The organism is Photobacterium frigidiphilum (assembly GCF_003025615.1).
Taxonomy (GTDB): domain Bacteria; phylum Pseudomonadota; class Gammaproteobacteria; order Enterobacterales; family Vibrionaceae; genus Photobacterium; species Photobacterium frigidiphilum.
Window position 1 is genome coordinate 16,863 of record NZ_PYMJ01000043.1, and the last position, 26,269, is coordinate 43,131.

25 protein-coding genes and 1 pseudogene are annotated in these 26,269 nt (G+C 43.0%); 15 read left to right on the forward strand and 11 right to left on the reverse strand.

Annotated elements, in window-relative coordinates; all coding sequences use genetic code 11:
* Window positions 1–8: 8 nt before the first annotated feature.
* Window positions 9–563: a glucose-6-phosphate isomerase family protein gene (locus C9J12_RS25935; RefSeq protein ID WP_107245451.1), complete on the forward strand. Its 555-nt coding sequence runs from the start codon at window positions 9–11 to the stop codon at window positions 561–563.
* Window positions 564–807: 244 nt separating this feature from the next.
* On the opposite strand, the gene C9J12_RS25940 is transcribed toward C9J12_RS25935, so the two are convergent.
* Both C9J12_RS25940 and C9J12_RS25945 read right to left on the reverse strand, forming a co-directional pair.
* Entirely contained in the window at window positions 808–1,314 is a 507-nt protein-coding gene (locus tag C9J12_RS25940) for a LysR family transcriptional regulator substrate-binding protein (RefSeq protein WP_107245454.1), read from the reverse strand.
* Between the two features lie 338 nt (window positions 1,315–1,652).
* Complete coding sequence (locus C9J12_RS25945; RefSeq protein WP_170111887.1) at window positions 1,653–2,537, reverse strand: LysR family transcriptional regulator; 885 nt, start codon at window positions 2,535–2,537, stop codon at window positions 1,653–1,655.
* A 102-nt stretch (window positions 2,538–2,639) separates the two neighbouring features.
* On the opposite strand from C9J12_RS25945, the gene C9J12_RS25950 reads away from it, so the two are divergent.
* From C9J12_RS25950 to C9J12_RS25990, 9 genes are all read left to right on the forward strand, one after another.
* Window positions 2,640–3,881: a C45 family autoproteolytic acyltransferase/hydolase gene (locus C9J12_RS25950; RefSeq protein WP_170111888.1), complete on the forward strand. Its 1,242-nt coding sequence runs from the start codon at window positions 2,640–2,642 to the stop codon at window positions 3,879–3,881.
* 151 nt (window positions 3,882–4,032) lie between these two features.
* Window positions 4,033–4,830: a LysR family transcriptional regulator gene (locus C9J12_RS25955; RefSeq protein WP_146150117.1), complete on the forward strand. Its 798-nt coding sequence runs from the start codon at window positions 4,033–4,035 to the stop codon at window positions 4,828–4,830.
* Between the two features lies 1 nt (window position 4,831).
* The gene (locus C9J12_RS25960; RefSeq protein WP_107245463.1) at window positions 4,832–5,743 is read left to right on the forward strand and encodes a LysR family transcriptional regulator; all 912 of its coding nucleotides are present in this window, start codon (window positions 4,832–4,834) and stop codon (window positions 5,741–5,743) included.
* 537 nt (window positions 5,744–6,280) lie between these two features.
* Entirely contained in the window at window positions 6,281–7,033 is a 753-nt protein-coding gene (locus tag C9J12_RS25965) for a phosphate acyltransferase (protein ID WP_227876467.1), read from the forward strand.
* A complete protein-coding gene (gene buk, locus C9J12_RS25970; protein WP_107245467.1) occupies window positions 7,033–8,112 on the forward strand; it encodes a butyrate kinase in 1,080 nt (359 codons plus the stop codon). The genes C9J12_RS25965 and buk overlap by 1 nt, the downstream gene beginning before the upstream one ends.
* Window positions 8,113–8,176: 64 nt before the next feature.
* Window positions 8,177–9,583, forward strand: a complete 1,407-nt coding sequence (locus C9J12_RS25975) for an aldehyde dehydrogenase (RefSeq protein WP_107245470.1) — start codon at window positions 8,177–8,179, stop codon at window positions 9,581–9,583.
* 61 nt (window positions 9,584–9,644) lie between these two features.
* Complete coding sequence (locus C9J12_RS25980; RefSeq protein ID WP_170111889.1) at window positions 9,645–11,120, forward strand: aminotransferase class III-fold pyridoxal phosphate-dependent enzyme; 1,476 nt, start codon at window positions 9,645–9,647, stop codon at window positions 11,118–11,120.
* 64 nt (window positions 11,121–11,184) lie between these two features.
* Complete coding sequence (locus C9J12_RS25985; protein WP_107245475.1) at window positions 11,185–12,366, forward strand: iron-containing alcohol dehydrogenase; 1,182 nt, start codon at window positions 11,185–11,187, stop codon at window positions 12,364–12,366.
* Between the two features lie 19 nt (window positions 12,367–12,385).
* Entirely contained in the window at window positions 12,386–13,624 is a 1,239-nt protein-coding gene (locus tag C9J12_RS25990) for an aminotransferase class I/II-fold pyridoxal phosphate-dependent enzyme (protein WP_146150118.1), read from the forward strand.
* Window positions 13,625–13,728: 104 nt separating this feature from the next.
* Here the strand turns inward: C9J12_RS25990 and C9J12_RS25995 are convergent, their stop codons facing one another.
* Together C9J12_RS25995 and C9J12_RS26000 are read right to left on the reverse strand one after the other, a co-directional pair.
* Window positions 13,729–13,974, reverse strand: coding sequence for a hypothetical protein (locus C9J12_RS25995; protein WP_107245479.1), 246 nt, complete (start codon window positions 13,972–13,974; stop codon window positions 13,729–13,731).
* A pseudogene (locus C9J12_RS26000) lies at window positions 13,958–14,236 on the reverse strand (IS6 family transposase); the annotation flags it as partial. The pseudogene C9J12_RS26000 and the gene C9J12_RS25995, both read right to left, overlap by 17 nt.
* Before the next feature lie 308 nt (window positions 14,237–14,544).
* Here C9J12_RS26000 and C9J12_RS26005 point away from each other — a divergent pair.
* Entirely contained in the window at window positions 14,545–14,772 is a 228-nt protein-coding gene (locus C9J12_RS26005) for a hypothetical protein (protein ID WP_107245485.1), read from the forward strand.
* Window positions 14,773–15,004: 232 nt separating this feature from the next.
* Here C9J12_RS26005 and C9J12_RS31250 read toward each other — a convergent pair whose 3' ends face one another.
* Both C9J12_RS31250 and C9J12_RS31255 read right to left on the reverse strand, forming a co-directional pair.
* Window positions 15,005–15,667, reverse strand: a complete 663-nt coding sequence (locus C9J12_RS31250; protein WP_227876468.1) for an IS5 family transposase — start codon at window positions 15,665–15,667, stop codon at window positions 15,005–15,007.
* Window positions 15,655–15,981 carry a transposase gene (locus tag C9J12_RS31255; protein WP_227876466.1) on the reverse strand — a complete coding sequence of 109 codons (327 nt, stop codon included), beginning with the start codon at window positions 15,979–15,981 and terminating at the stop codon, window positions 15,655–15,657. The genes C9J12_RS31250 and C9J12_RS31255 overlap by 13 nt, the downstream gene beginning before the upstream one ends.
* Before the next feature lie 377 nt (window positions 15,982–16,358).
* Between C9J12_RS31255 and C9J12_RS26015 the strand changes: the two genes are divergently transcribed.
* From C9J12_RS26015 to purU, 3 genes are all read left to right on the forward strand, one after another.
* On the forward strand, window positions 16,359–17,555 hold the full coding sequence (locus tag C9J12_RS26015) for a hypothetical protein (protein ID WP_107245487.1): 1,197 nt from the start codon (window positions 16,359–16,361) through the stop codon (window positions 17,553–17,555).
* A gap of 824 nt (window positions 17,556–18,379) precedes the next feature.
* Window positions 18,380–19,072 carry a DUF3108 domain-containing protein gene (locus C9J12_RS26025; protein WP_107245492.1) on the forward strand — a complete coding sequence of 231 codons (693 nt, stop codon included), beginning with the start codon at window positions 18,380–18,382 and terminating at the stop codon, window positions 19,070–19,072.
* A 48-nt stretch (window positions 19,073–19,120) separates the two neighbouring features.
* On the forward strand, window positions 19,121–19,993 hold the full coding sequence (gene purU / locus C9J12_RS26030) for a formyltetrahydrofolate deformylase (RefSeq protein WP_011218182.1): 873 nt from the start codon (window positions 19,121–19,123) through the stop codon (window positions 19,991–19,993).
* Window positions 19,994–20,241: 248 nt separating this feature from the next.
* Here the strand turns inward: purU and C9J12_RS26035 are convergent, their stop codons facing one another.
* From C9J12_RS26035 to C9J12_RS26055, 5 genes are all read right to left on the reverse strand, one after another.
* Window positions 20,242–21,003 carry an alpha/beta hydrolase gene (locus C9J12_RS26035; protein WP_011218183.1) on the reverse strand — a complete coding sequence of 254 codons (762 nt, stop codon included), beginning with the start codon at window positions 21,001–21,003 and terminating at the stop codon, window positions 20,242–20,244.
* Complete coding sequence (locus C9J12_RS26040; protein WP_011218184.1) at window positions 21,000–21,383, reverse strand: DUF2784 domain-containing protein; 384 nt, start codon at window positions 21,381–21,383, stop codon at window positions 21,000–21,002. Before C9J12_RS26040 ends, C9J12_RS26035 begins: the two co-directional genes overlap by 4 nt.
* Window positions 21,384–21,540: 157 nt before the next feature.
* A complete protein-coding gene (locus tag C9J12_RS26045) occupies window positions 21,541–22,296 on the reverse strand; it encodes a glutathione S-transferase N-terminal domain-containing protein (protein WP_107245494.1) in 756 nt (251 codons plus the stop codon).
* Between the two features lie 276 nt (window positions 22,297–22,572).
* Entirely contained in the window at window positions 22,573–22,965 is a 393-nt protein-coding gene (locus C9J12_RS26050) for a hypothetical protein (RefSeq protein WP_107245497.1), read from the reverse strand.
* A gap of 9 nt (window positions 22,966–22,974) precedes the next feature.
* Window positions 22,975–25,020 (reverse strand): S8 family serine peptidase, encoded by a 2,046-nt coding sequence (locus tag C9J12_RS26055; protein ID WP_107245499.1) that lies wholly within the window; start codon window positions 25,018–25,020, stop codon window positions 22,975–22,977.
* A gap of 509 nt (window positions 25,021–25,529) precedes the next feature.
* Here C9J12_RS26055 and C9J12_RS26060 point away from each other — a divergent pair.
* On the forward strand, window positions 25,530–25,922 hold the full coding sequence (locus C9J12_RS26060) for a phasin-related domain-containing protein (RefSeq protein ID WP_107245501.1): 393 nt from the start codon (window positions 25,530–25,532) through the stop codon (window positions 25,920–25,922).
* The last annotated feature ends 347 nt before the right edge of the window (window positions 25,923–26,269 follow it).

The following is a 26,269-nucleotide window of genomic DNA, read 5'->3' on the forward strand; positions in this document are numbered from 1 at the left end:
GACGCCATATGAACGTATTAACACCTCCCAGTATTAACTATGTGACGGGTAAGATAAACGCTGGAAACCTTGTTGAGAAAGTAACGTTGTTATCATCGCTTGATGGTATTTTTGCCGATAAAGCTGCCTATGCATCGCTACCTGAGGATCGTGTTATATACAGTGTTGAAATGCTGCCAGCAGAATCTGCAGAAGGAGAGCTTAACTTTGGTGTATCACATATTGAAGCGGGTAGCGTTGGTGATGAATTTTTTATGACCCGAGGTCACTTTCACGAACGTATCGAGCAAGCTGAATACTATTTTGGAAGTGCTGGTGAAGGCCTGCTTATCTTGCAAACTCAAACTGGTGCAGTGACCATTGAAAAAGTCGTTCCGGGGAGTATTCATCATATTGGTGGCTCTATTGCGCACCGGTTAGTCAATACTGGAAATGAGCGACTATCAGCGCTTGCGGTTTGGCCATCAATAGCCGGACATAATTATGATGGCCTAAAAGTGCAAGGGTTTAATGTTCGAGTAATGAAAGATGAAGGTGGGTTTATAATTACTGAGTGTTTTTAATATTCTAGGTTAGCAAGAGAGCGGTATTCAATTATTTTATATTAAGTCGTTAGTGTTTTAATGTTACCTGTTACTGCTTGAGCCAAATTAGACTAATTACAAATATGGCCTGTGTATGTGAAGTGATATGTTATATGTAATTAATTTGACACTGTACTCGTGTCAGAAAATATGTTGGACTCAAATGCTCTTAGCATTTTTTTCGATGTTAATTACACATTTACATGATAAATAATTTTATTATTTATTTTACTAAAGTTTCAATTAAAAATTTTATTACAGGCCCTTGTTGCAAACCAGATTTCCATAAAAGGTCTACAACAGAAAATAATGGTGTGTTGTTGAACTCGGGCTTGAATTGAACTAGGGTTCCCATTGAAACTCTTTTGTCTAACATGCTCTTGGGAAGAAACGCCCACCCCAGATCTTGCTCGACCAGTCGTAGCATATCGTCTTGGTCAAACGCTTCCCATGTTTCCTGTGAAATCTTGTTAGCTAGAGTTAGCTGCTCATTATCTAGCATGCTGCTGCAGGTGATTTGACGTTCGGTAATTAGCAGTTCATTGTCTACGATCGTCATATCAGCAAACTTTGAATCAGGGCTGCAGACGCAACCCCACTCAATCTGTTGAATCGAGACAAAATCCATATTTTCAGGTACGGCTAACGAGGCAATATTTAGCCCTAAGTGGACCTCACCATTGATTAAGGCGTTGTTGAATTCTGAACCATAAAGTTTAACATTTTCCATTTAACCTATATTGATTGTTGGTGTGATACTAGAGCCTGATTCTTTTAAATATAGAAATAACTCAAGGCTAAACTATGAAAAAATCATAGTGTATATTTACTATTACAATCTTATTTTCAATCAATTCTATCGCGGCAGAAGGCACCATTGAAAAAGAAGGAAACTACGGTGATCCGACAGCAAGCTTTAGTACGGTAGGTATCAGTGCTAATAAAGATGCGATTCAGTTCAACGGTACGATGGGAGTAGGGGCAAATATCTACTTAATGGATATTACTCGAGACAACCATAGTCCTAAACTGTGTTCTTCCCCACGAACTATAATTGTTAAATGCGGTTTATTGTTGCCACTGTACTTTCAAATATTCGCATAACCAGTGGTTAATCGACTTGGTGTGGTTGGCTTGTGGATAGAGGGCATGGTATGCATAGACCAAACGCCGATCGAGTTCTGTTTCTAGCTTAACTAGATCATATTCATCCTTGTTATTTAGGTAAATGACCTCGGGCACTAAGGCGTAACCAACACCAGCATTGACCAATAATAGGTGCTGCTGGATAGTTTCAGCCTCTATGATAGTTCGTGAAAAGTTTAATTCTTCTTTATTCCGTTGTCCGACAGGCATGCTGAATGCGATTTGCCGATAGGACTCTAATACCTGTAAATCTATGATTTCTTTGTTTGCTAACGGATGTTCAGGGTGACAGACAAAGCAAGCTGGAATCGTACCTAATCCTAACGATGTGATCCCATTACCGTATTCCATGGTCATGATATTGAGAGCAAAATCAACTTTACCTCGCTCAATTAGGCTGATGATTCGATTGACAGATGGTTCGACAAAAGAAAATTGAGTTGTAGGGAATTGAGAAACTAGTTTGGCTACCAGTTGTTTGGTTTGCTTTTTATCGAACAGCTGTGGCAAGGCAATGGTTAACTCAGGTTCGACACCTGTACTAAGGCCATGGCAGAAGCTTTCTAGTTCATTGAATATATCTAAAGTCTGTTTACATCTTAATTGGATGATTTGACCGTGCTCGGTCAATGTAAGTCGCTTGGACGTAAAAGACCTATCAAACAGAGACAATCCTGTTTCATCTTCTAACTGTTCGATTAAACGGCTTATGGTTGATTGAGAGCAAAACAGTTTTTTAGCGGCTTTACTCATGGATCCCGCTTCGACAACTGTGAGGAAGGCTTTTAATTGGTTTGGGGCTATCATCGTCACTCTATCCGAAATGTGCATAGTAATGAGTTAATCATAATCCCTATATTGGTAGTAAGCTACTCCCGAACTTAAGAGATGCCAACCAGGAGAAGTATCATGAAAAAGGCTCTGTTAGCGACGCTTATACTTACCTTACCTATGTTTGCCAATGCTGAAGGTGAACATCATCCACTAGAAACTGTTAATGCACCAATGTTTGGTCAATCTCGTGATGCAATTGAAACGAAATTGAAAACTCATACGGTGAGTGGAAGTGCATTCACTAAAGCTTATGCAGATCAATTTGTTGAGGCGATAGGTAAAGTGGAGATATTAAAGGCTATTGACTCAGAGTTGGCGACCATCAAAGGAACTATAGAAGACTTTGAGGCGTTCAAACAAACTGCGACTAAACAATTGCCAGTATTGAAGGAATTTGATGCAGATATGCACGCATATGTATTCCGTATTGCTGAACTGCTCGATATCCCGGTAGAGGATTATTGGGTAAGCATGTATATGGATGGGGCTTGGGTCGAAGGTATGCAACCAATGGTTTCAAGAGTTTGGAATGGTAACCAAGCGCTATTAAAGTCAGCTTACGAAGATATGATACAAGGTCGTGGGGGATGTACCACAGCAGCCTGGACTAATGGAATTATCGGCGGCAACATGGATTTTTCCTCTTTATTCCTTGGTCATCAACAACTTATTCAATCTGATGATTTGATTTTTGAAGGGACCTATTACGGTGCTTTCCGTGCGATGGGTAAAAATATTGGTATTGTAGTGAATACTTTGGTCACAGACAGTACAGGTTATGGTGCTAACGGTCTACCACAGCAGATTATTATTGCTAGTGTGGCTAAGCGGGCAGTTGACGTAGGCCATGCTCGAGAATTACTGGCATCGGTAAAGGCAGAATCACCATTTAACTATACCCTCGCGGATAAAAAGGGCAATGCTGTTGCTTACAATATGGTGGAATCAGATCAACCGGTTACGGTTGAAGCTGAAAATGGAGCCGTTGTCCATACTAATCACCGTACCAGCTCTCGTGAAAAGTTACTTGCTGCGTGGGACAACGATTATCGTGTTGCCAATGAGCATGTTGGTTATTCAATAGCCCGCCGTGATTTGGCAAGTATATTGCTGAAAATTGTGCCAGAGAACGAACGTAATGTTGAATCGATGAAAACCATTTTGCGCACCCAGCCAATTTTGATGAAGGCAGCGAATGGACTGGATTTTGGTACCACGAATAGCTATGTGATAGATCTCAATGCAGGCTGTATGTATATGTCACCCGATCGCCCTGACCTGGTTAATTACGAGAAGTTTTGTTTTGATGATAAATAAGTACTAAGCTCGTTTTCATCCAATGATGATATCTAATAAGCCGCATAATGCGGCTTATTTTGTTTGCGATATAACAACTTGGACAATTCATTAATAGTTCTTGGAATTAATATTGTTATGCTTCTATGGAATTTTATTTGCGGGCGATGATATGTACAGTGAAGAACAGTTGACAATATTTGTCAAAGTGGTCGAGAGTGGTTCATTCAGCAAGGCCGCTTTGGCGTTGAGTCGTTCGCAGGCGGCGGTATCACTGGCAATACGTGCCCTTGAAGAGGTGCTAGGATATTGTGTTTTTAATCGCCATGGTAAAAAAATACAGCTAAATGAGCAGGGCGAGCAGCTGTATCGGTTGTGTCAGCGTCGGCAGATAGCATTGCAACGCTTATATGATATTGCTGATAATCTTCACCATGCCGTTGAAGGTGAAGTGACTATCTATATTGATTGCGAAGTGGATCCGTTACCGATGGCCGTTTTGCTAGAGAAATTCCATCGTTGTTTTCCTCTTACACAGATTGTGATGAAACAGACTTGGCAATCCGCCTCTTTGATTATCATACCTGAAGAGCGGCGAATGGGGGAACTGGAAGAGAATAGCTGGAATTGGCAGCGGTATGCAGATGTCACGTTATTGGCGGTTTCAGGACCTGCGGTGAATCATCGTCGGCAGTATATTGAGGTGCCTTGGGGGCCCCAAAGCCCGACATTACATCATGTGATGACTTCGAAACCGACGGCAGCGCTACAGATGGTATTGGGTAATATGGGTTGGTGTTGGCTTCCTAGTTTTTTGTTGGCGAAATATCAAGCAGGGCAGGATTACCACCAAGTCGAGAATATTGACCCTATCATCAGGCGATATGTATTGGGGGCAAGCAAAGATCGGGGACCTGCGTTGCAGTGGTTGGTAGAGCAGGTTACAGCGGATCAGGCTGGGGAGCTATAATATGGTGCAGAATGATTGCTTAAGGGCAATGCTTGCGGTTAAGCAAGCTGGTTCAATTTCTACAGCTGCCAAAATTGTAGGGAAAAGCCCCTCTCAGGTCAGCGCCTGGCTGAGCAGTTTGGAGATTGATATGGGGTTGACGCTGATTAACCGCGAAGGCTACCGCGCTAATTTAACCCCGGAAGGCGAAGTTATTGCACGATATGCCAAAGATGTATTGAGTGAACTTGAAAATATAGACAGTAAAATGACTATTCCTGCGTTGGCAGATCCAGCTCAGCTCAATATTGCATTACTCGATGCTTTACCAGTTGCCCCGTTTCGCGATGTAATGTGGCAATTGCAGCAGTATAAGCCGGACCTTGGTATCCAGATCGAGCATCTACATACTGGTGATATCTTGCAGGGTATTGAGCTGGGTGAGGTTGATTTCGGCGTGATCTTTTTTCATGGCAATGTTTATTCGGGTATCACTGAACATATTATGGGCTACACCGAGATTGTTACGGTTGTCGCGGCTGATCATGAATTGGCAAAGAACCCGCATGAATTTAGTACCGATGATCGACTTGGCCATCTGCAATTGTTACCAGCGAGTTATCTGGGCTTTGGCATCGATAAAGTGTCAAAATACTCGGAAAACTATTGGTTGCTAGATAGCTTCGAGATGCTGCTGTCCCTGCTCGAAAAAGGTGTTGGCTGGGCAGAGCTTCCTCGCCACTGGGTTGAACCCTTGCTGAGAGCGGGCAAGTTGATTCAATTAAAACCCAAGGGGGTGAGTCCGTTATGGTGGCCATTGCAGCTGGTATGGCGAAAACATCGTCCTTTAGATAGTACAGCTTTATGGTTGATTGAAAAATTGACCAGTCCGAAACCTGGCTTATCGGTTGCCGGTTTACCGTTCTGCGATTAATTTCAAAACATACATCGTGACCTGAAAAATGGTCACGACGATACCTTCTTAATCATCATTTATTTAGCCTCAGTTCAACTTTTCTGCCTTTCCTTATCTTTGATATAAATAATTCTGAATAAGTTTATTCGTACATTCGACTGCTTTTTGACTAAAAGCAAAAAAATGTTGTGACTGTGATTACATTTTTCTGCTCTACGCTCTTCCTCCTTATAAGTTTTATCGAACGACATCAACTTAGCTTTTTGGGCATAACTGAATAAAATTTCTTCAGTCCAATGATAACTTTCAGCATGCGTTGCTTGTTGATTGACACCAGAATGAAAGGATACACCTACGATGACTAACGTTGAACGATTCCTGAATCAAGTCCGCCAAAGCAGTTTGGGTATGAAGCGGCTAGTGGTGGTTGCTCCCCATGATGAAGCTACCCTCTTGGCAGTGGAACACGCCCGTAAAGAGCTGTCTATTGATGCGGTTTTAGTTGGTGAGGAGGAAAAAATCGTCGCTGCCGCAGAGCTAGCTGGGGTGTGTCTAATGCCTTATGACGTGGTGGCGACATACGGCGATTCTGCGGCAGCAGATTGTGCGGTGAGGCTGATAGCTGAAGGGAAAGGCCAAGTGCTAATGAAAGGACTGATTGATACGTCGATATTGCTCAAAGCGTTATTGAAGAAGGAATACGATCTGCGTACCGGACGCTTGCTTAGTCATGTCGCGTTACTACTTCCGCCTCAAGGGCATGGGTATTACCTGTTGACTGATGCAGGGATGAATATCTCCCCATCGTTGTATGACAAACAGCAGATCATTGAAAATGCCGTTGATATTGCGCATGCCCTCGGAAATGACAATCCAAATGTGGCTCTGCTATGCGCAAAAGAAAAAGCGTACGACAAAATGCCGGCAACCCTGGATGCGGTAGAGCTGCAAGCTCTCAATCTCGCTGGTGATATAACGGGTTGTACCGTCAGTGGTCCGTTGCAGCTAGATCTCGCGGTCTCGGCACAGGCAGCTATGATGAAAGGCTGCAAGGATCCAGTTGCGGGTAATGTCGATATCTTTGTCGCACCGACGATCGAAGTGGGTAATGTGTTTGGCAAGGCATTGAAATATATGGGTGGGTATGTTTATGCCGGGGTTGTCGTCGGGGCAAAAATACCTGTGGTATTAGTGTCGCGGGCTGATAGCGAACAAGAGAAGTTGCTGTCCATCGCGATGGCTTGCGTGTGTACGACTTCGATCCCAATGGAAGCGGGACGGATGATGCCAGAGATGGAGAGTGCATAATGAGAATTCTTGTTATTAACCCTGGCTCTACCTCGACCAAAATTGGTGTATTCGATAACCAAGCGAAATGCTTTGAACAGGTTTTGCGCCATAGTAGCGAAGAGCTGGCACAGTTCAACAATGTCACGGCCCAGTACGGATTTCGTAAACAAACTATTGTTGATGCGCTAATGCAAAGTGGTATCGCCTTGTATGAACTGGATGCGATTGCTTGTCGTGGGGGGGCGTGCAAGCCGATATCCGGTGGCACTTACCTGGTTGATGAGCAGCTTTGTCACGACCAAGCCAATAACCCTATTCAACATCCCTCTAGCTTAGCGGCTTTGATTGGCTTTGATCTGGCGAAAGAGCTTGGGATTAAAGCCTATTTTACTGACTCGCCAATGACCAATGAGCTCAGTGAGCTGGCGTCATTCAGCGGTCATCGCGACATCAAACGTCATGGTCGTTTCCATGCTCTTAATGCAAGGGCTGTAGCGCAGACCTACGCCCAGCAGTGTAACAAGCACTATTCGGAGTTAAATTTGATTGTCTGCCACATGGGGGGCGGGATCACTATCAGTTTGCATCAGCAAGGACGGGCGGTGGATGCGACAGATGCGATAGCCGAAGGACCGATGACCCCGGAGCGGAGTGGTCGATTGCCAGCTCGAGATTTGATTGATCTCTGTTTCTCTGGTCAGTACAGCCACGACGAGATGAAAAAGCTGTTGCAGGGTGAAGGCGGGGTATTTAGTTATCTTGGTACTGCCGATATGCGTGAAGTGGAGGCGGCAGCCGAGGAAGGTGATCGCGAGGCTCGCATGGTGCTGGATGCGATGATCTATCAGATTGCGAAAGAAATAGGGGCAATGGCGCCAGTTGTAAATGGTCAAATTGACGGTGTGATCCTCACCGGCGGCATTGCCTATAGCCAGTACGTTACCAGTGAGCTGAACAAGCGTGTTGGATATATCGCAAATATTGCTGTTTTCCCTGGAGAGATGGAGCTGGAAGCCTTAGCGGCAGGCGTTCTCCAAGTTTGTAATCAAAAGCAGCCCGCCAAGTGTTATGGCGACAATATCAAAGTAGACGTGTAAGTGACTTTACGACAATTAAGAGGACTGGTGTTTGTAAGCTCTGGCCTCGATAAGGATAAGCATTATGAATCAGCAAGTTAATTCAGTTTTTCAGACTATAGATGGTGAACAGTTTGGGGTTTATGAAACAGCGGTAGAGGCGATTGCCGCCAGTGCAGCCGCCCAGGTTGAATTTCAAAACGAATTTGGTACAGAAGCACGAAACCGCATTATTGCTGCTATTCGTCAAGTGATTCTCGACAGCGCAGGTCCACTGGGTGAGATGGCAGTAGAAGAGAGTGGTTTAGGTAGAGTTGCCCATAAAATCGCCAAAAATCAACTGTCCGCTACGGCAACACCGGGGACGGAAAGCCTGCTTACCCAAGCCATATCCTCCGATGATGGATTGACGATCGAAGAGCGTGCGCCATTTGGTTTGATTGGTGCGGTAACACCAGTGACCAACGAAATTCCGACGATTGTCAGCAATGTAATATCGATGTTAGCAGGCGGTAATGCGGTTGTTTTCAACGTCCACCCTTCAGCAAAAATGACGTCGGCAGTGGCGATTGATCGGATTAATCGGGCAATTATTGCCTCTGGTGGTCCTGCCGATCTAGTGACGATGATCAAAGATCCGACCCTCGATACTCTACAGGAAATTGTCCAGGCGCCGGAAGTTCGTTTGCTCGTGGGAACGGGTGGTCCAGGTCTGGTAAAAGCATTGCTTAGCTCGGGTAAAAAAGCCATCGGGGCTGGTGCTGGTAATCCACCCGTTGTCGTTGACGGATCTGCCGATGTAGCACTGGCTGGGGCATCGATTGTGGCCGGGGCTTCTTTCGATAATAACCTGCTGTGCATTGGCGAAAAAGAAGTATTTGTGGTGGAGCCTCAGGCAGAAGCATTGATCGACGCGATGATGCAATCTGGGGCTTATTTACTCAATACTGAACAAGTCGAGCAAGTCACAAACTTGGTACTGACCGCAGATGACAATGAAGAAATGGCGATAGCCTGCAGTTTTGGTATGGATCGCGAGTATCACCTACGCAAAGAGTGGGTGGGACAGGATGCGAAGAAGATTCTTGGCGCTATTGGTGTCGAGGTGGATACCCCGGTCGATTTGCTGATTTTTGACGCGCAGGTCAATAATCCGTTTGTCCAGCTAGAACAAATGATGCCAGTACTGCCAATCGTTCGTTGTCAGGGCTTCGCTCAAGCAGTCGATTTTGCCGTCGACGCCGAGCACGGTAATCGTCATTCAGCCTGTATTTATTCAAATAACGTCAATAACGTGACTTATTTTGCCAAGCGTATTGGAACTACAGTCTTTACTCAAAATGGTCCGACGCTCGTGGGGCTGGGCTACGGAGGGGCTGGAACAACTTCGTTCACCATTGCAGGGCCAACTGGGGAAGGCATCACCACTGCCCGAGACTTTACTCGAGTTCGTCGCTTTGCAATTGCCCAGGGTGGTAATCGTATTATCTGATTTTTTGTGCCGGAGGTGATGGCTTCCGGACATTTTATATTTCATACAAAAGGAAATGATTATGACTACTAGCTTTTATCGCCACCCTGAACTTTGGTTACCGGAAATTGCTGGCACCCACGTTGATCTTGACCATCTTGAGCAGCTGTATAAACAAGAAGAAGTACTGTACGAATCACGGATGACAAAAAGTAAAACGATGCATGAACGTGCCGTCAAATCAATGCCGAACGGCGTCACAAACTCATGGCAAAGTGTATGGCATGTACCGCATCCGTTTTATATTTCAAACTGTAAAGACAATTACGTTACCGATATTGATGGCAATGAATATATTGATTTTAATCTAGGTGATACCCCTGATTTTTATGGTCACTCACCAAAGAATGCCGTTACCGAAGGCATTATTGAGCTGTTGCAAAACAGCGGTATCAATACCTTGGTAACCAATGAAGATGCGATCGTTGCTTCTGAGTTGTTGACCGAGCGTTTTGGTCTGCCGTACTGGTTTACTGCTTTGTCTGCATCTGATGCCAACCGTTTTTCGGTTAAACTTGCTAAGCTGGCAACGGGGCGTAACAAAGTCATGCAATTTAATATGGCTTATCACGGTACGCTTGATGAAACCAACGCTTGGATGCCAGAAGAAGGTGTAGTGGAATATCGTGTACCTGAAATTTACCCAGGTCAAGATCCAAACCAATTTACCCGAGTCGCTACTTTTAATGACTTGGCTTCTGTAGAAGCGCAGCTGAAATATGGTGATGTGGCAGTGGTGTTGACTGAGCCTGCTTTGTCGAATTCGGGATTGACCCTGCCTAAACCCGGTTTCCACGATGGTCTGCGTGAGCTGTGCACTAAGTATGGTACGTTATTGTTAATTGATGAAACCCATATGCAGACCACGGCTCACCACGGTGCAACTGGTGAGTGGGGTTTACAGCCGGATATCTGGGTTGCCGGTAAATGTATCGCTGGCGGTATTCCATGCGGCGTTTATGGTTTTTCTGAAAGTGTGGCTGAGCTGTTCCAATCTACTATAGGCAAAGGACCCTGGCACATGGCGGGTTTGTTGGGCCAGCAAACGACCATGACAGGTAATGCGTTGTCTCTGCGTGCCTTGCGTTTGAATCTGGAGCATAACGTGACCAAAGAAAACTTTGCTCACATGATTGGTACCAATACCTATCTAACACAGAAGCTGAATGCCGTAATTTCCAAATACAATGTGCCATTAAGCACTGAGCAGGTTGGTGCGCGTACTTGGCTTCATTTCTGCGAAAGTACTCCGATAGAAATTGAAGATTGTGTTAGAGGGATCGGCATGGTTGGCCACTTTATTGATTACATCTTTATGTATCTGTTTAACCGCGGTGTAATGATCATTCCTTTCGGACTGAATATGTGGCTGGTCTCTCCGCAAACGACCAAAGCTGACTGTGATGTTTTTGCTAAGCATTTTGAAGGCGCGGTGATTAACATGTTCCAGCTTGATTCCGTGATAACAGAACCCTGTACCGAAGAATTTGAAGTGTAAGTGATTTACGAATTTGTCGCGGACCCGAAAGGGTCCGTATTTTTCGGATTTAAAGGGGCTGTGTATGTGGTTATATAAAATAATTGTTGGGGTGAATAAACAGCTGAAGAAGCTGATCCCTATTCCTTTTCCAGAGCTTGTTCATGGCTCTGGCTGTATCGCTGATGCGGGTGACTTGCTCACTGCGCAGGGCGTGAAAAGGCCATTAGTGGTAACAGATAAGATGTTGGTATCTTTGGGAATAGTTGAAAAGTTAACCCGTTCTTTAGAAAAACATCATATTGAGTATGCGGTGTTTGATGAAGTGACGCCAGATCCATCTATTGCTACCGTTAATGCCGGGTTTGAAGTGTATCAGTGGCATAATTGCGATGCCATTGTGGCTATAGGGGGGGGCTCTCCGATTGACTGTGCCAAGGTGATTGGGGCCAAAGTGGTAAAAAAAGCGGATGTGAAAGCGTTCTCCGGTAAATTAAAAGTCCGGAAAAGTTTGCCGCCATTTATGGCTATTCCTACCACTGCGGGGACGGGATCGGAAGCAACGATCGCAGCGGTGATCACCGATCCTGTAGCACGCAGTAAGTTTGCTGTTATTGATCCTGTTCTGGTACCCAAAATTGCGCTGCTCGACCCAGAGTTAATGGTGGGCTTGCCAAAGTCAATTACTGCTGCAACGGGGATGGATGCGCTGACCCATGCGATTGAAGCCTACTTAGGCTCATTCAGTAATCAGCTTACAGATCGCTATGCTAAAGAGGCTATCGTCACGATTTTTGACCAATTGCCGAAGGCGTATGCTGACGGGGGGGATCTGCATGCGGGTGGGAGCATGGCGATGGCCTCGTATCTTGCGGGGTGTGCCTTTACTCGAGCGTTCGTTGGTTATGTTCATGCTATCGCTCATCAGTTGGGAGGCTTGTATCATATTCCCCACGGTCAAGCTAATGCGGTTTTGTTACCCTTGGTGCTGCGTTTTAGCTTTCCTGAATGTCGACAACGCTTTTCTGATATGGCGGCGCTAATTGGGTTGTCTGATGGTGAGCAGTTTATTCTGGCGGTAGAGCAACTTAACCAGCAGCTTAATATACCGAATACGTTTGAACAGCTAAAAGCTGATGATATCCCTGAGATTGCACGGCGAGCGTTGACCGAAGCACACGGTACATATCCCGTCCCCCGTTATATGAGTCAGTCGCAATGTGAAAATTTATTAACACAACTGTTGCCATTATCATTGTCTCATTAGCCAGTGATAATGTAACAAATTGAACGACGAAGATGGCTATTCTATGAGTATATTTGAGCAAATTACGCATCACCAAATGGATGAGATTAGCACGGTTAATCAGTGTATTAAGTCTGATAGACGCCCCAAAAAACGAGACTTGGTTTCTGGTGTGATCTTAGATGAAGCGGGGTTGCCGATAGTATTACCGACAGTGGTTGATTGTCGACAACAGCTCATGCGGCACTGGGCGAAAAATCAGTATTTGGCGCCTGAAGGCACCGCGAGGTTCAATACAGCAGTAACTGAGCTGGTATTTGGTCGCGCATTGAGTGATGCGTTTTGTTCTCAACTAATTACTTTGCAGGCTCCTGGTGGGACAGGAGCTTTGCGATTAGCATTCGACTTTTATGCCTCGAGTCTCAACGGTAGACGTTTGTGGGTGGGAACACCTAGTTGGCCAAATTATCAGCAGATTGCAACTGCGGCGGGAGTGGAAATGGTCAATTTCCCGCAACAGACAACGGTGACGCAATGGCTGTGTGCCCTAGAGCAAGCACAGCCGTATGATGCAGTCTTGTTTCAGGCAGGAGCCAATAATCCGACTGGGATGATGTTGGATACTGAGGATTGGCATAAAATTGCTGATTTATGTCGTCGCAAACAATTGTTACCCATTTTGGATAATGCCAGTCAGGGGTTGGGACAAGATATTGAAAAGGACGCAGAGGGGATTCGGATCATGGCGCAGTCATGCCCTGAATTAATTGTCGCCAGCTCTTTTTCGAAAAATTTCATGTTGTATAACGAACGTGTTGGCGCTGTCTCTGTTAAAACCAGCGTACCCGTATTTGCCACCCAAGCTAAAGAAGAACTGCGCACTATTATTCGGGCTAACTACTCTTCGCCTGCGTCATTTGGCTCAGCGATAGTTGCTGAAATTTTAGGTGATCCGCAATTGTACCAGAAGTGGCTGGTAGATTTGGTTGCGGTCAGAGTAATGTTAGCGAAACGTCGTGACAGCCTGCTGGCAGCGCTCGATAATAGATGTAAAGAATCTTCTAGCGATGTGCAACGGTATGGGCTGTTTATCCAATTGAATCTAAGCTCGCAGATCATCCGTGATTTACGGGAAAAAGATGGCATCTATTTGTTGGATAATGGTCGATTGAGCCTTGCTTCGTTATGGCAACATGATATTGCGAGAATCACTACAATAATAAATTGCCGTAACTTTTTAAATACCAACCCATGCAATATAAGTGTGTATAACAAATAATCGAGAACTTATAAATGCATTTTGAATATCTAATAATTAGAAACTATTGGCTAAAGTAAGGAATACATAATTTCCTTCATATTGTGTTTTAAATGTTACATCATCTAGGTTGTGTCTGAGTAGCCATACATTAAACCAATATCCCATGCTGGGTTTAATTTATAATTAATACCCACCTCGGCATATAAATAATTGTCATTATCCCACCACTGGTACTGAGTTTTTATAGGTAATGAGACCTTTTCCGTAAAAGAATACCTTCCTCTAACGCTTAAGTTTGGCATTGCTCGCCAATGATCTTCTGTTGCGTACTTTCCTCCACCAGTATCATTGTCTCGCGGCTGGTTCATCTCGCTTATCACGCAGTAGAAAACCAATCACATCACCATACTTATCAACGGCTTGATAGTAATATGTCCATTGGCCTTTTACATTGATATACGTTTCGTCCATTCGCCATGAAGAAGCTACTGGCTTCTTCTTTTTGCGAGCTCGCTGTTCCAGTAATGGCGTATATTTGAGTACCCACCGATTCAATGTTGAGTGGTCAACAATGATGCCACGCTCTGCCAATATCTCTTCAATTTCACGGTAGCTCAGCTGTAGGTAAAATTATAGCAAACAGATTGCGATTTACGACACAATTTCAACGATAGGTTTTTCCTATCAGAATTATAAGTTTAATCTATTATCTTTCATCCATAGTTCTGTTTATTGTGTATCTATTGCTTTGTGAGGAAATTATTCTTTGGTGTCAGTTTTTCTATGGCCTAACACCAATCGCGCCAGCTTATAAGCTGTATTTTCAATAGCACTTACGCCAGAAAGATAGGTAAATGTATAAAATCTCCAGCATGTGAATGTAGAGCTATCCTTAATGTGCTCAACAAAGCCAAACTAAATAATCAAAAGAGTTATTAATGGAAAATGAAATCTTACAAGACCAATTAATACACGTGAAAGCAAATTATTGGATTCTTACAATATTAAGCGGAATATTTTTATCTTTACTTCTTTTTATGGTGACTAAAGGCCATTTTAATTATCTGACCCTAGCGTATGGGATCATATTCGGAGGCGTAGGATATTGTTCATTAATCGTATCAAAGCATGTTGATAAAATTAAGCGTAAAATAACAAATTTGTAATGATTTAAATTAATGATTTCAATGTAACGAACGCCACCCCATAAGGCTTTGTTATATTGAGATAAAAACCATTTATCAATCGAAAGAACGTTTTTTACTCTGTGATTTTTTCACAAACAGTGAAAACCTCAGCCTCACTGAATCTGATTCAACAACAGTGTTAAAGTGGTCATCTCTAACAAAATCCCACTCTCCATCAGCCCAATAAACGTTGCAGTCATATATTCGGCATCTAAGTTAAACTTGTGCCCTGATGTAAATCCGCACTTTTCTTCCTCATCAGAGCCTCTAAGGGCCGTGTCGCAAGACAGGTTTTAGAAGAGCAGGTAGCTTTGGGCATCCCGATGTGAGTAAAGCGATTTAAAATAGAACAACCGAGTAACATTTCCTTCGATTGATTTTCAAACTCTCTGCTGTGTAATGTATTGCCTATTATCTTCTTGTAACGTTGCATGGCAGTCTCTGAGATATTCCGTTTTCCATATTGCCGCACGCTCTGCCAACCGATAATGCCAAGGGCGAAGCAACCTATCAGGTTGCTCATCCGCTTTGGGGGATGAACCTCATCGGCAAACGTATTGTCTTTCGGCGGTATAACAATCTCAGCATCCGGGAAATGATTATCTAATGTCTTGTATACCGCATTGGTATCATACATTTTGTCGGCACTTACATGCTTGATATCCGTGATGATGGACTGACATAACGTCCCGACAACCTGATCATCTATTGTGTTTTTATCAATAAAGACAGCGCCTTGAATGAAGTGACCCTCATCAACAGCAAAGTGCGCCTTTCGCCAGCTTCGTTTTGCATTAACCTTATGTTTCTCCTGGTGCCACTCATCCTTCCCGAACCGCTTGAGTCCCGTAGAATCAATGGCTATCGCTGCAATTTTGTCCTCTGGTTGTCCATGCCAAGCTTCATTAGTAAGTTTTCAATGAATCTCTGAGCTTGACGTAGGGGAAGTTTATATACCAATCGAATGTAGTGGCAGGCCTCGATGGTGCTGTCAGGATATTTAACGGAAGAGCCGGTACCATCATAAACGCGTTCATCGTGTTGCCAATTATGGATGATCTCTTCAGAGATCCAAATGTCGAACCGCCCGCGTTGCCTGAGAGCCTGGTTGTACTCACGATAATTATTTAGCGCGTAGGTATGCTTCTTAAAATGATGGCGTTTGGCGTCATTGTGTTTGTAAGGCATGTGTTAAACAGCGAACCGGAATGAAGGGCTGGTTATGATAACTGAACTCAGTGTTAATGGAATAATTGGATATTATCTGAGCGCTTCAACAAAGCCGTTAATAAGTGAAATCTAATTTAGATTACTTCCTCTTACCATTTCTGCGCACTTCTAACTGTGAAATTAAACCTATAAATTGATGCTGATTTCGTACATTGGGACCAACGTATTATTTTCGATGTCAATTCGATTAATTTTTGAATAGTGACCACGTTGGTGAATATTGATTCTTATAAAAATGTATTATTTTAATATAATCGACTTCGTAAAATATAATGACATTAACCGAAATTAAATCAACCTTTAGTTTATTCAAACTAAATCCAGGAGAATAATTTATGTTATTAAAAAAACTGTCAATTGCTTTATTTCTTTCTGCATCTTGCTTTCAAGTAAACGCTAATGTTTGGGTGCAAGATAATATTGTTGTCGCGTCAAAAACCACCGATGCCGCGGGGAATACAATGCCAGAAACGATGACTTATGACTTTTCATATAGTGATGATGAGCTCTCTGCAGTTCATATGGTCATGCAGTCTGGTGATGCAGTTAGAAAATACGATGTTCTAACTGCAAGTCACTTTTTCAAATATGAAACAGTCGATGGGAATAAACGACTGAAAGCCATTTTGCTATTTGATCAAGGGCGGTTCCGACTAGATAACAACCAAGACTTTGAGCAAGATTTTTCATTCAAAAATACGGTTAAAAACCTGTTCATGCAGTCTATGACTAAGTGGATACTAGTTGTTTCTGAAAGGGACGCATTAGGCCGAGCGACGGTTGTAAATAAATATTATGTAGGGAGTGCATTAACTCGCAGCATGTCTACAAATGTTAACTCCGGACTCGAGCCACTAACAAACATAGAGATAACCAATCAAAATGTCGGTGACCCTATCGGCGTTTTCAAGATAACTTATAAAAGTCAAACCGCCGGAGCAGATTTTCAAGAAGTTAACACTTATAAGTTAGATTGGTCCCAGTGTTCAACTTGTCCAGCGCCACCAGTTGCAGATCCTATTCCTGATTATAATTATATACCGAGTATTGATTATAAATGGGATTACAAAAGTGATGGAGGGTTTACGACCACATTTGATTACCACGTAATTGATGCTGTGAATGATCACATTACTCCTTTCTACCAACAAGAAGTAAATATTGAAGATTTTAATAGTGCTTCAAATCGTCCACAGCGGATAGAAGAGTACGCCAACAATATCTATAACTTGGCACCTAACTCCTCACCTATTCTCTTATGGGAGTATACTCTTAACGATACGCAGTTGCCTAGTGGTGCTGTCGATGATTATCTATTTGGCTTGTCTATGATGGGGATAGGAACTCAACAGGAAAATTCCACAGATATTAGTTTTGGCAGCATATTACAAGGCGGTGGGTCTGGTGGATCCAATGGGCAAGGAGAGAACCCTCTTCTTGATGGCATGATCAGCTTCCTAGATAAGCGTTATCCTGGCCTTGGAACAGTGATTTCGCAAGTAGCTTCATTTGGCCCTGGGGGGGCTTTGTAGAATCGTTCAGATAACGCTCATTTATTCTAGTAGCACTGAGTTCAATTATCATGGCGAACCTTTTTAGACTGGTTCGCTATTTAACGGCTTTAGTGTTGCAACAAAGCCAATCATTATGGATGTTGAACAAAGGGCAATTGATTGTTGGTTACGTCATTATGGTGAGGTTTTGTTGCAAAACGTGCCATTACATTTGGGCTGTTCTTCTTTGGCCTGCAAAGTCATATTAGTCGCCAACTGGCGGCTTTTTTTTGAGGTAAGTTGTAATTTTTAGTGGTAAATATGCGGCGTGTTGTATATTGCTTTTTAGTTAAAAAGCCTCTTCCGCATTTTTACCCAAGTAAAGCCAACGTTATTACGTAAGGTGGGATGGATGATTCGGCAATTGCTTAAGCTCGATACTTTTAAATTTCGAAGTTGTTCTCTGTCTTATGCTTTATGGTCTGATGGGGTCATTGAAAAAGTGGTTACAAAAAAAGTATGATTGTTTTTTATAAAGAAATCCAAATTATTGATGATGAAATTTTTTGTGACGAGTTAATGGTTAGGTATGGATTCATTCGTATTCTGTTAATACTGGTTTGCCATAGATTTATTCATGCTTGTTTTATGAACAAGTTTCATGGTGTCGTTATCGTAATGGGCAACAAGGGTGGCATGTGTTAAATAGCCAACCCGATTTCATATTTTTAACAGCATTTTTTCTCCTGATGTGCACGTTTTTTATTATACTGATCTAATACGCTTGAAGGCATCTATCTCTCCATATAGCCGCGGAAAGTGGCTGATATATATCACGAAGGTATGTATCAAAGGAGCTGTACATGAACAAAATTCTGGTTGCTACTATTGTAGGGCTTTTTGCATATCTGGCTCAGGCCAGTGAGGAATTGCAGCTTTTTCATGCCAACTATGAAGCTTACTATCAAGGCGCTCACTTGGGAAATGGCGTCAGAAAGTTAGAGCGTTTGCCAAATGGCAAGTACCGGATGAGTAGCGAAAGCAAACTCAGGTTCCTGCTCATATCTGATACACGTTACGAGGCGACTGAGTTTATATATTGTGGCGGGCAGTTGCAGCCAGTCTCTTATTATTTTACCCGGAAAGGAACTGGCCGCGACCATCGAATGCTGGTTAATTTTTCCGCCAGGCAAGCCTGGGTGAACTATGACAATAAGAAGAAAGTGATTCAGGTAAAAGAGGTTTTATTTGATCCTCTTTCTTACCAGGTACAATTAAGGCTCGATGTAATGCAGGATAAATCAACCTTTACTTATCCGGCTGTGATTAAGGGTAACTTGCGTCAGCTTGATTTTGAAGTGGTGGGAGAGGAGTTATTGAAGCTGCCTTATGGCAAACTAAATACCATTAAGCTGAAAAAAGTCAGAAAAAACAGCAAACGCGAAACCTATATCTGGTTAGCCAAAGAGCTGAATTATATCCTGGTGCGCCTACAGCAAAAAGAAAACGGTAAAGAAGAAGCAGATTTAAGATTAGCCAGAGTCAAATTTCTATAAATGGCACTTGAGCCATGTGGCCGGACTTGTACTGAATAGGATGAGGATATGAACCAACAAAGTTTGAATTATATATTGACTGCGAGTTGCCCCGGACGCTCGGGTACGGTGGATGTTGTAACTCGCTTCCTACGGAAATTTGGCTGCTACATTACTGAACTGAATTCCTTTGATGATGCACTGAACCAGCGTTTTTTTATTCGCACGGTATTTCGCATGGAAGATAATGCCCCGCTTGATCAATCTGCGTTTTGCGCCACCTTTGCCGAGCGGGCCGAAGCGTTTGATATGGAGTGGGAACTGACGCCGTCAGATTACCGACCTAAAGTGGTGATAATGGTGTCTAAATACGAGCACTGTCTGAACGATCTGTTATACCGCTTCCGAACCGGCAATCTTCCGGTCGATATTCGAGCTGTGATTTCCAATCACCCTGATCTACAGTCACTGGCCCAGTGGCACGATATTCCTTATTACCACTTTCCGATCAACGCAGATACTAAGCCGCAGCAGGAAGCTCAGGTACAAGCCGTTTTAGATGAAACTGGCTGTGAGCTGCTGGTGCTTGCCCGCTATATGCAGGTGCTTTCCCATGAAATGTGCGTTCGCTGGGCGAGGAAGGCCATCAACATCCACCACTCGCTGTTACCTGGCTTCAAAGGGGCTAAGCCTTATCATCAGGCCTATAACAAGGGGGTCAAGTTGGTGGGGGCTACAGCCCATTATGTCAGCGACCATCTGGATGAAGGGCCGATTATTACTCAGGGAATGGGAACCGTAAACCATACCTATTATCCCGCTGATTTGGCTAGAAAAGGGATGGATGTCGAATCCCTGACATTGGCCCGAGCCATTCAATATCACGTCGAGAAACGCATATTTCTATTTAACGACAAAACCGTAGTGTTCGAACGCTCGTGAGCTGAAGGTTAGTTTTCACCAACAGTTTTGCTGAGAGGGTTACGCGGGGGGTGTTGCAACTAACCAGGTAAGACAGATCTACCCCAGTGATGGACCCAATGATTACTAGTAAATCGCCTCAACATTAAAGAGACGATTCAAGGGGGCTAATGTAATGAACCATCCCGCCCGTCACGCTATGATTATGGTGACAATTAATAAGCAATTAATTGATAAGTGGGAAATGAATGAATAGAAAGTTATCGGATTTAGTATGATTGCAGCGCTCGCTTCACCCCTGCAATATATTCAGGATACAGTGAAATATCGTTATGATCGGCTCCGCTGACTAGAACCGAGTCGATCAGTTGCTCTGTGAATTGAGCTTTTAACCGCTCGCTTCTTGCCCGCGGGATCACCCGATCGTTTTCCGCAATAAAGATATAAGTTTGTGCAGTAATGTTTTTCGCCCTGTTTATTGATTGGAACTTATCCTGAAGAAGCAGGGAGACCGGAAACATCCAGTAGATATTCTTGGCGACATTTACGATGCTATCAAAGGGAGTGACCAGTAGCAGTTTTTCCACCTGCCGGTTAACCGCCACATAGGTGGCAACACCTGAGCCAAGGCTTCTACCCATCAAAGAGATCTGTTCATGGTTTACCTTTACCCGATCAAAAATATACAAGGCATCGTGATAGAGATATGCTTCGCTAGGCGTACCAGTACTGTTACCATAACCCCGATACGGAATTAAATATACGCTATAATTCGACAATACAGCTTCAAAAAATGCGATGTTATTTTCAATACGTTCTGCATTGCCACCATAATAGATTAATGCTTTCGGCTGGCCCTCATTAACCACCCAGCCACTCAACTGTACACCGTCGGTAGTAAAGCTGATTTCAGTTATTCCTCTCACCGCAGCTGACGGTTGCGGAAAATATATAAATTTACGTTGCAAAACGAACAGCAGCAGACAGAAAATAATATAGATTAGCAGTATTGTCGTTAAGGTACTTTTCATCCCCGTTTCCCGCCGTGCTTAGCCATACGCTTATAATAGACAAAACAATAAATACTGAGGTTAATTAGTAAAGCAAAGATGCCAAGCATGACCTGAATATTAGGAGTTAAATTATTCGGATAAATGATAGGAATCAGATAATGCTCGACAAATCCTTGCTCATAATCAGCCGAACCAGCAACTCGCCTCAAGTGATTTTCCAACGGAGTCAATGGACAAATCCAACCCTTAAAACTAATCAGCGCTGCCCAGATGACGGCAGGGAGATGCACAAAAATAAGAGAGCCGCGTAACATAAGCAACAGCCCGCCCAAAAGTACAAAAATGATAAATAGCAAATGCACTAGCACCAGCAAATCTGCCAGTATTAGGTAAGTCATTATTTTCACCTTACATATTAGCCCATGCTTGATATTATAAGTTATATACTCGTTACCTATCGAAATGCAAAAATCAGCATATCTATAGCAATTTCATAAATTGATAACGCCTATTAAGGGTTTTGTTGAAGCGCTCAAATAACCCACAAAATGCATTTCACACCGCATAAGTCTGCTGTAAATAACGCAGAATATCTTTTGACTCAAACATTTCTATGCCGGTATTCGGATCAATCAGATAGGGCACCTGTACATTGCCGTGTCGCCTGAAAAATTCATCCCGCTTGGTATTTGGCAATGGCCTGTAAGTCTTAAGGGTCCAGTGGATATTGGCCGGCCCCATATCTGAAAATTGCTGTTTTCCAAGGTTGATCAGGATATAAGTCAGCTCAAGTTCGCATAGCCGCTCACGGACAGGACGGGAAAAAGGACTGGACTCAAAACTGTATAAGATCAACGGCAGATCTGGTTGTTGAGATGGCCGCGCCTTAATGCCAGCCCCAAAACGAACTCCTGTTGCCAATTTGGATGTCAGACTGCTTTTTAGTATGCTGGCAAATTCTCTTGGTGCTTGCATTTCTTTGTACTGTTTAAACAGGTAACGGACAATTTCAATAGCCCCTTTGGTTACGCTTGGGCTATTGAGATCAACCAGCATTGGGGGGCTAACACCATTGAATACCGATTTAAATTTTGTGATATTTTGCCCGCCGGCGGGACAGGGAGCGACGATAACATCCAAGTTCAGCTCGGTTAGTACTTCGCGCACAAGCCGACACTCCGGGTTGCCTTCTTGATCAAACAAGATCAGCATTTGCTTAGGCTGAGCGGTGGTTTTGCTGGCCAAGGTTCCGTGCCAGAACCGACAACTCGAGGCCAGAGTTGATGTCGTGATATCCAGCAAATGGTTCATGTGCTCACCTGTTATCCATATTAGAGGGGGGGGATGGAATATACATCCAGGGTAAGTAAAAGCAGTTGCAGTGAGTATTTAATCTAAAAAAGCACCCGACGGCGGTTCTGTCGCAAATAGAGTTTTTTAGCCAAAATCCAAATTTAAAATCGATTGAAAACAGATTGTTAAAAAATGAAAAAACGTCCAAATTTACTATTTGCGACAAAACCTTATCTTCTCCCTTTATATTCCTGGATTAGAGTAGATACGGTTACCTTGTGTTTATTGTGTATCTTACAAAGATAAGCCGTTTTTCTTTTCAAATAATTGTCGCTCTGGATTGGGTTCCACGTAGTCGATGATGCCGCGATAATCTATACGATCAGAGTCGATTTCTTCAAAAGCCGCTTTATCAAGCGTGACGATCAAAATACGTCGTTCTGGCATAGCGTCAGTGATTGTTCCACCAAGCTTATTCACTAAAGATTCAGCTTTTTCCTGCATGTCAGGCTTATATTTCAGATAGTAGCTTATCTGCATATTTTCCTGACCTTGCTCTGACTGTTGATCAGAGGCTGGAAAAAGCATGTTTGGGTTATTAGCATGTGCAGGAATACTAAAAAGAGCAGTAAATCCAACAGCTAGCCCAACACTCAATAAAGCCTGTGAACGTAGTTTCATTTGCATAGGTCAACCTTATTTAAAGTTGATACGCCAGTTGTTTAGAGTACCAGTATCACGGCGAGAATCATCGTACACTTTCAATTGCCAAGTGCCTTCAGATTCGACACCAGTAAAATCAGCTTCAAATAATTTAATGATATCATTGCTTGAACGTCCGCTATTATTATGTAAAACAACGCTTTGACCTGTTGGTGATATTAACGCCACGTTTAGATCACCGATATAGGTATGAGTGATGTTAAGATCAACCGTGACCACACCTGCGTCACCTTGACGGGTGACATTAATGTCGCTTGTGATATCTGAAAGGTTATTGTCTGGAATAGCTGTTACTTGTGTATTCTCAAAGCTACTTGCCTTAGAACCACCTCCGCTACCGTCTGGGCCATTACATCCTGCATCTAAATATTCTTTAGCTGCGACAGCGTTGATAAGACCATTACCAGTACGATTATCTCGACCTACAACATCAATATCTTCCGCTGTGGCATTTAGCGCATCTCGGACTTGTTTAGCTGAACATTGAGGGTGATAACTCCATACTAGTGCTGCAACACCTGTTACGTGTGGTGTTGCCATTGATGTGCCGTTGTAGTATTCGTAATCTTCGTTAACCGAACTATCGACAGTAATCGTTTGGCCAACAGCATTTGTTAGCTCAAGACCAAGATCTCGATCGACAGATACAGACACTAGATTGTAACTGTCATTAGTATCAACGAGGAACGGATTTTGTAGACCAGCAAGTTCAGCATTACTGTATACAATTGCCGCAGATGCCCCCGCGTTGTAGCAAGCTTTTACAGCATCAACTTCAGGATAGACACCGGATGAATCTTGATTACCAATACGCTCAGTAAGACAGATTTTCCCGGTCATATCACCACAGTTAAAACTACCTGAAGAGGTGTCACAACGAGCAAGTTCACCCGTTTTTGAACCTGGAACTGGTGACGATTCATAGCTGCCGTTAATATTAACTAAACGGTTATGCGGAACCACGCCACGATCAAAATAACGTTGACCAGCCAGTGAAATATCCGCAAGGCGACCTTCACCTAATGTAACGGTAGATAAGATCGCTTCGCCAGGTGCAGAGATCTCTACTTGATTAGTTGCCTGTGAAAAATCAGCATGATGTTTTTGGTTATCAATAGCAGCTACCGATACTACTGAATCATATGAAGCAGGGTAGCTGTGTGCGGTATTACCATCATTACCTGCAGCAGCAATTAGTAGCACTCCATTGTTGTAGTGATCTTTTAGTGTATTTTCTTCTGTTCGGCTTGAGTTATCACCACCTAAGCTCATATTGATCACGTTAGCGCCGTTTGCAACACAAGTATCAATCGCTTTCACTAAGCTTGAAGAGTAGCCCCAACCTGATTCATTGAATACCTTAACGATATGTAAGTTAGCATTCTGATTGGGTAAAACTCCTACTACACCTTCTGTGTTAGATATTGCTGCGATGGTACCGGCAACATGTGTACCGTGTGCGTTGTGATTACCTGGTGAAGACCAATTACCTGTACCACTATCGTTGGTTCCATCAACTTGGTTGCCGCTCAAATCGTTGTGGGCTAAATCGTAACCAGAATCGATAATACAAACGGTACGGTTGCCTGCATTACTGTCACTGAGCTGCGTAGCCCCAACAAAGGTTTGTCCCCATGGAAGGCTTTGGGAGAGTAGATAGCGAGGTTGATCGACTTCAACGTACTCAACCTCAGGGTTGCTTTGCAATTGGTTAATTGCTTTCGTATCGAGTAAAGCACTGTAAGCAGAAGCACTGCCAAACTTCTCAACCTGTTTAGCACTTAAGCGGTCAAGAAGCGTTTCTTGAGCAACACGTTCCCCTGAGAATGCTGTGCTTGCACTTCTTAGTAAACGAGTATTGTCCTGCTGATCTTTAAACTTAACAATATATTTAACTGGGATATTCGGTTTACTAAAACTAGCCAATTCATTAGCGTTTGCTGATGCACTTACACCGAGGGCAATGGTTATCACTGATAACGTAATACCAGCAACGCTAATTTTATTTTTTCTGTTCATCCGCTCTTTCCTTTTTTTATGAGCATTTTTTATTGCTTATAACCTAATGATGTTTATTCATTTTTTGTGAATAAACGCACCCAATAGGCAATATGTTACATATAGCTCAGTTAATTTATAAGCGTGAATAAAAACAAAAAAAAGATTAATAATTGCGCTGAAGATCTGATTATCAACTAACCAAGTAAGCATTCGCAGTGTGAATATTCTCTTTGTAAGTGATTTGACTGGTCAATCAAATGAAATTGTATGTAACTTATCTGACTAATTAATCCAGATGGGAAATCTGTGACTGCAGCAGTCACGCTGTAAATACGTAATGGGCATAGCAAGGGAGGAGACCATCTGACCTTGTAGGCCACATACCAGCGGACCGCCATTAGAATAGTGGTGGAAGGAAACTGTTTTAGTGAGAACACTCTAATTTAAATTCTTATTCTGTTTATAAGCAGTCAGGCAATACTCACTGGCTGACTGCAGATTTTATAGGAATGAGGGAGGAGGCAATAATGGGCATCTTTAAACAAACATCTGAAGATATAATCAAAGAGAAAAAGCTTTATAACATTTGGTTTGCTGGACTGGGCGCATACGCAAAGAGCGCTGAAGAAATAAACCAGTTATCCGGTAAAAGCCAAAGTTTATTTGATGAGTTGGTTGAGCGTGGCCGTGCCGTTGAATTAAAGACTAAAGAACGAGTACATACTGATCAGAGCCACACGTCAGTTGCGATTGAAGGACGCATGCACCAAATGGTGTATAAATTTGTTGGTATCGACAATGAGCGTTTAGATCGTGTTAATGACAAAATCGATCAACTAACGGCAAACATTGAAGCGTTATTAGCTCGCCAACAAGAGAAAATAAAACCTGCTGCAAATAAATCAACCAACCGTTGCTAAAGAGGCACTAACTACTCTGGCGTAGCACGGTAAGCCGAAAAAGAGGTAGTTGCAGGATTATTTGAGACAACGAAAAATCACTACAAAAAAGGAATTTTCTATGAGTGATAAAAAGGGGGAAATCCCGAACCTGGTTCGTCCATTGATAAAAAAGCTACTTAATAAGTACAAGAAAAAGACGACCGATATTTAACGTAACACCAGTAATGCGTCTCGCGGATGTTAGAACCATTTAGAAGTGTCAGGTTTGAGCCAGATAGAAATGTCATGCTGAACTAACTTCAAAACACCATTTACTTAATGTGTGCTCTGGAGCCAATGAGATGTTGCTGACTATGACTGATAAC

What these genes read in the sequence shown, in the direction of transcription:
- C9J12_RS25985 (WP_107245475.1), top strand. Translation starts at nt 11,185, where the DNA reads ATGTGGTTATATAAAATAATTGTTGGGGTGAATAAACAGCTGAAGAAG.
- C9J12_RS25945 (WP_170111887.1), bottom strand. Translation starts at nt 2,537, where the DNA reads ATGATAGCCCCAAACCAATTAAAAGCCTTCCTCACAGTTGTCGAAGCG.
- C9J12_RS26040 (WP_011218184.1), bottom strand. Translation starts at nt 21,383, where the DNA reads ATGACTTACCTAATACTGGCAGATTTGCTGGTGCTAGTGCATTTGCTA.
- C9J12_RS26045 (WP_107245494.1), bottom strand. Translation starts at nt 22,296, where the DNA reads ATGAACCATTTGCTGGATATCACGACATCAACTCTGGCCTCGAGTTGT.
- purU (WP_011218182.1), top strand. Translation starts at nt 19,121, where the DNA reads ATGAACCAACAAAGTTTGAATTATATATTGACTGCGAGTTGCCCCGGA.
- C9J12_RS26060 (WP_107245501.1), top strand. Translation starts at nt 25,530, where the DNA reads ATGGGCATCTTTAAACAAACATCTGAAGATATAATCAAAGAGAAAAAG.
- C9J12_RS25965 (WP_227876467.1), top strand. Translation starts at nt 6,281, where the DNA reads ATGCCTTATGACGTGGTGGCGACATACGGCGATTCTGCGGCAGCAGAT.
- C9J12_RS25995 (WP_107245479.1), bottom strand. Translation starts at nt 13,974, where the DNA reads ATGAACCAGCCGCGAGACAATGATACTGGTGGAGGAAAGTACGCAACA.
- C9J12_RS26025 (WP_107245492.1), top strand. Translation starts at nt 18,380, where the DNA reads ATGAACAAAATTCTGGTTGCTACTATTGTAGGGCTTTTTGCATATCTG.
- C9J12_RS25975 (WP_107245470.1), top strand. Translation starts at nt 8,177, where the DNA reads ATGAATCAGCAAGTTAATTCAGTTTTTCAGACTATAGATGGTGAACAG.
- buk (WP_107245467.1), top strand. Translation starts at nt 7,033, where the DNA reads ATGAGAATTCTTGTTATTAACCCTGGCTCTACCTCGACCAAAATTGGT.
- C9J12_RS26050 (WP_107245497.1), bottom strand. Translation starts at nt 22,965, where the DNA reads ATGCAAATGAAACTACGTTCACAGGCTTTATTGAGTGTTGGGCTAGCT.
- C9J12_RS26005 (WP_107245485.1), top strand. Translation starts at nt 14,545, where the DNA reads ATGGAAAATGAAATCTTACAAGACCAATTAATACACGTGAAAGCAAAT.
- C9J12_RS25935 (WP_107245451.1), top strand. Translation starts at nt 9, where the DNA reads ATGAACGTATTAACACCTCCCAGTATTAACTATGTGACGGGTAAGATA.
- C9J12_RS26035 (WP_011218183.1), bottom strand. Translation starts at nt 21,003, where the DNA reads ATGAAAAGTACCTTAACGACAATACTGCTAATCTATATTATTTTCTGT.
- C9J12_RS25940 (WP_107245454.1), bottom strand. Translation starts at nt 1,314, where the DNA reads ATGGAAAATGTTAAACTTTATGGTTCAGAATTCAACAACGCCTTAATC.
- C9J12_RS25950 (WP_170111888.1), top strand. Translation starts at nt 2,640, where the DNA reads ATGAAAAAGGCTCTGTTAGCGACGCTTATACTTACCTTACCTATGTTT.
- C9J12_RS26015 (WP_107245487.1), top strand. Translation starts at nt 16,359, where the DNA reads ATGTTATTAAAAAAACTGTCAATTGCTTTATTTCTTTCTGCATCTTGC.
- C9J12_RS31255 (WP_227876466.1), bottom strand. Translation starts at nt 15,981, where the DNA reads ATGCCTTACAAACACAATGACGCCAAACGCCATCATTTTAAGAAGCAT.
- C9J12_RS26055 (WP_107245499.1), bottom strand. Translation starts at nt 25,020, where the DNA reads ATGAACAGAAAAAATAAAATTAGCGTTGCTGGTATTACGTTATCAGTG.
- C9J12_RS25955 (WP_146150117.1), top strand. Translation starts at nt 4,033, where the DNA reads ATGTACAGTGAAGAACAGTTGACAATATTTGTCAAAGTGGTCGAGAGT.
- C9J12_RS25960 (WP_107245463.1), top strand. Translation starts at nt 4,832, where the DNA reads ATGGTGCAGAATGATTGCTTAAGGGCAATGCTTGCGGTTAAGCAAGCT.
- C9J12_RS25980 (WP_170111889.1), top strand. Translation starts at nt 9,645, where the DNA reads ATGACTACTAGCTTTTATCGCCACCCTGAACTTTGGTTACCGGAAATT.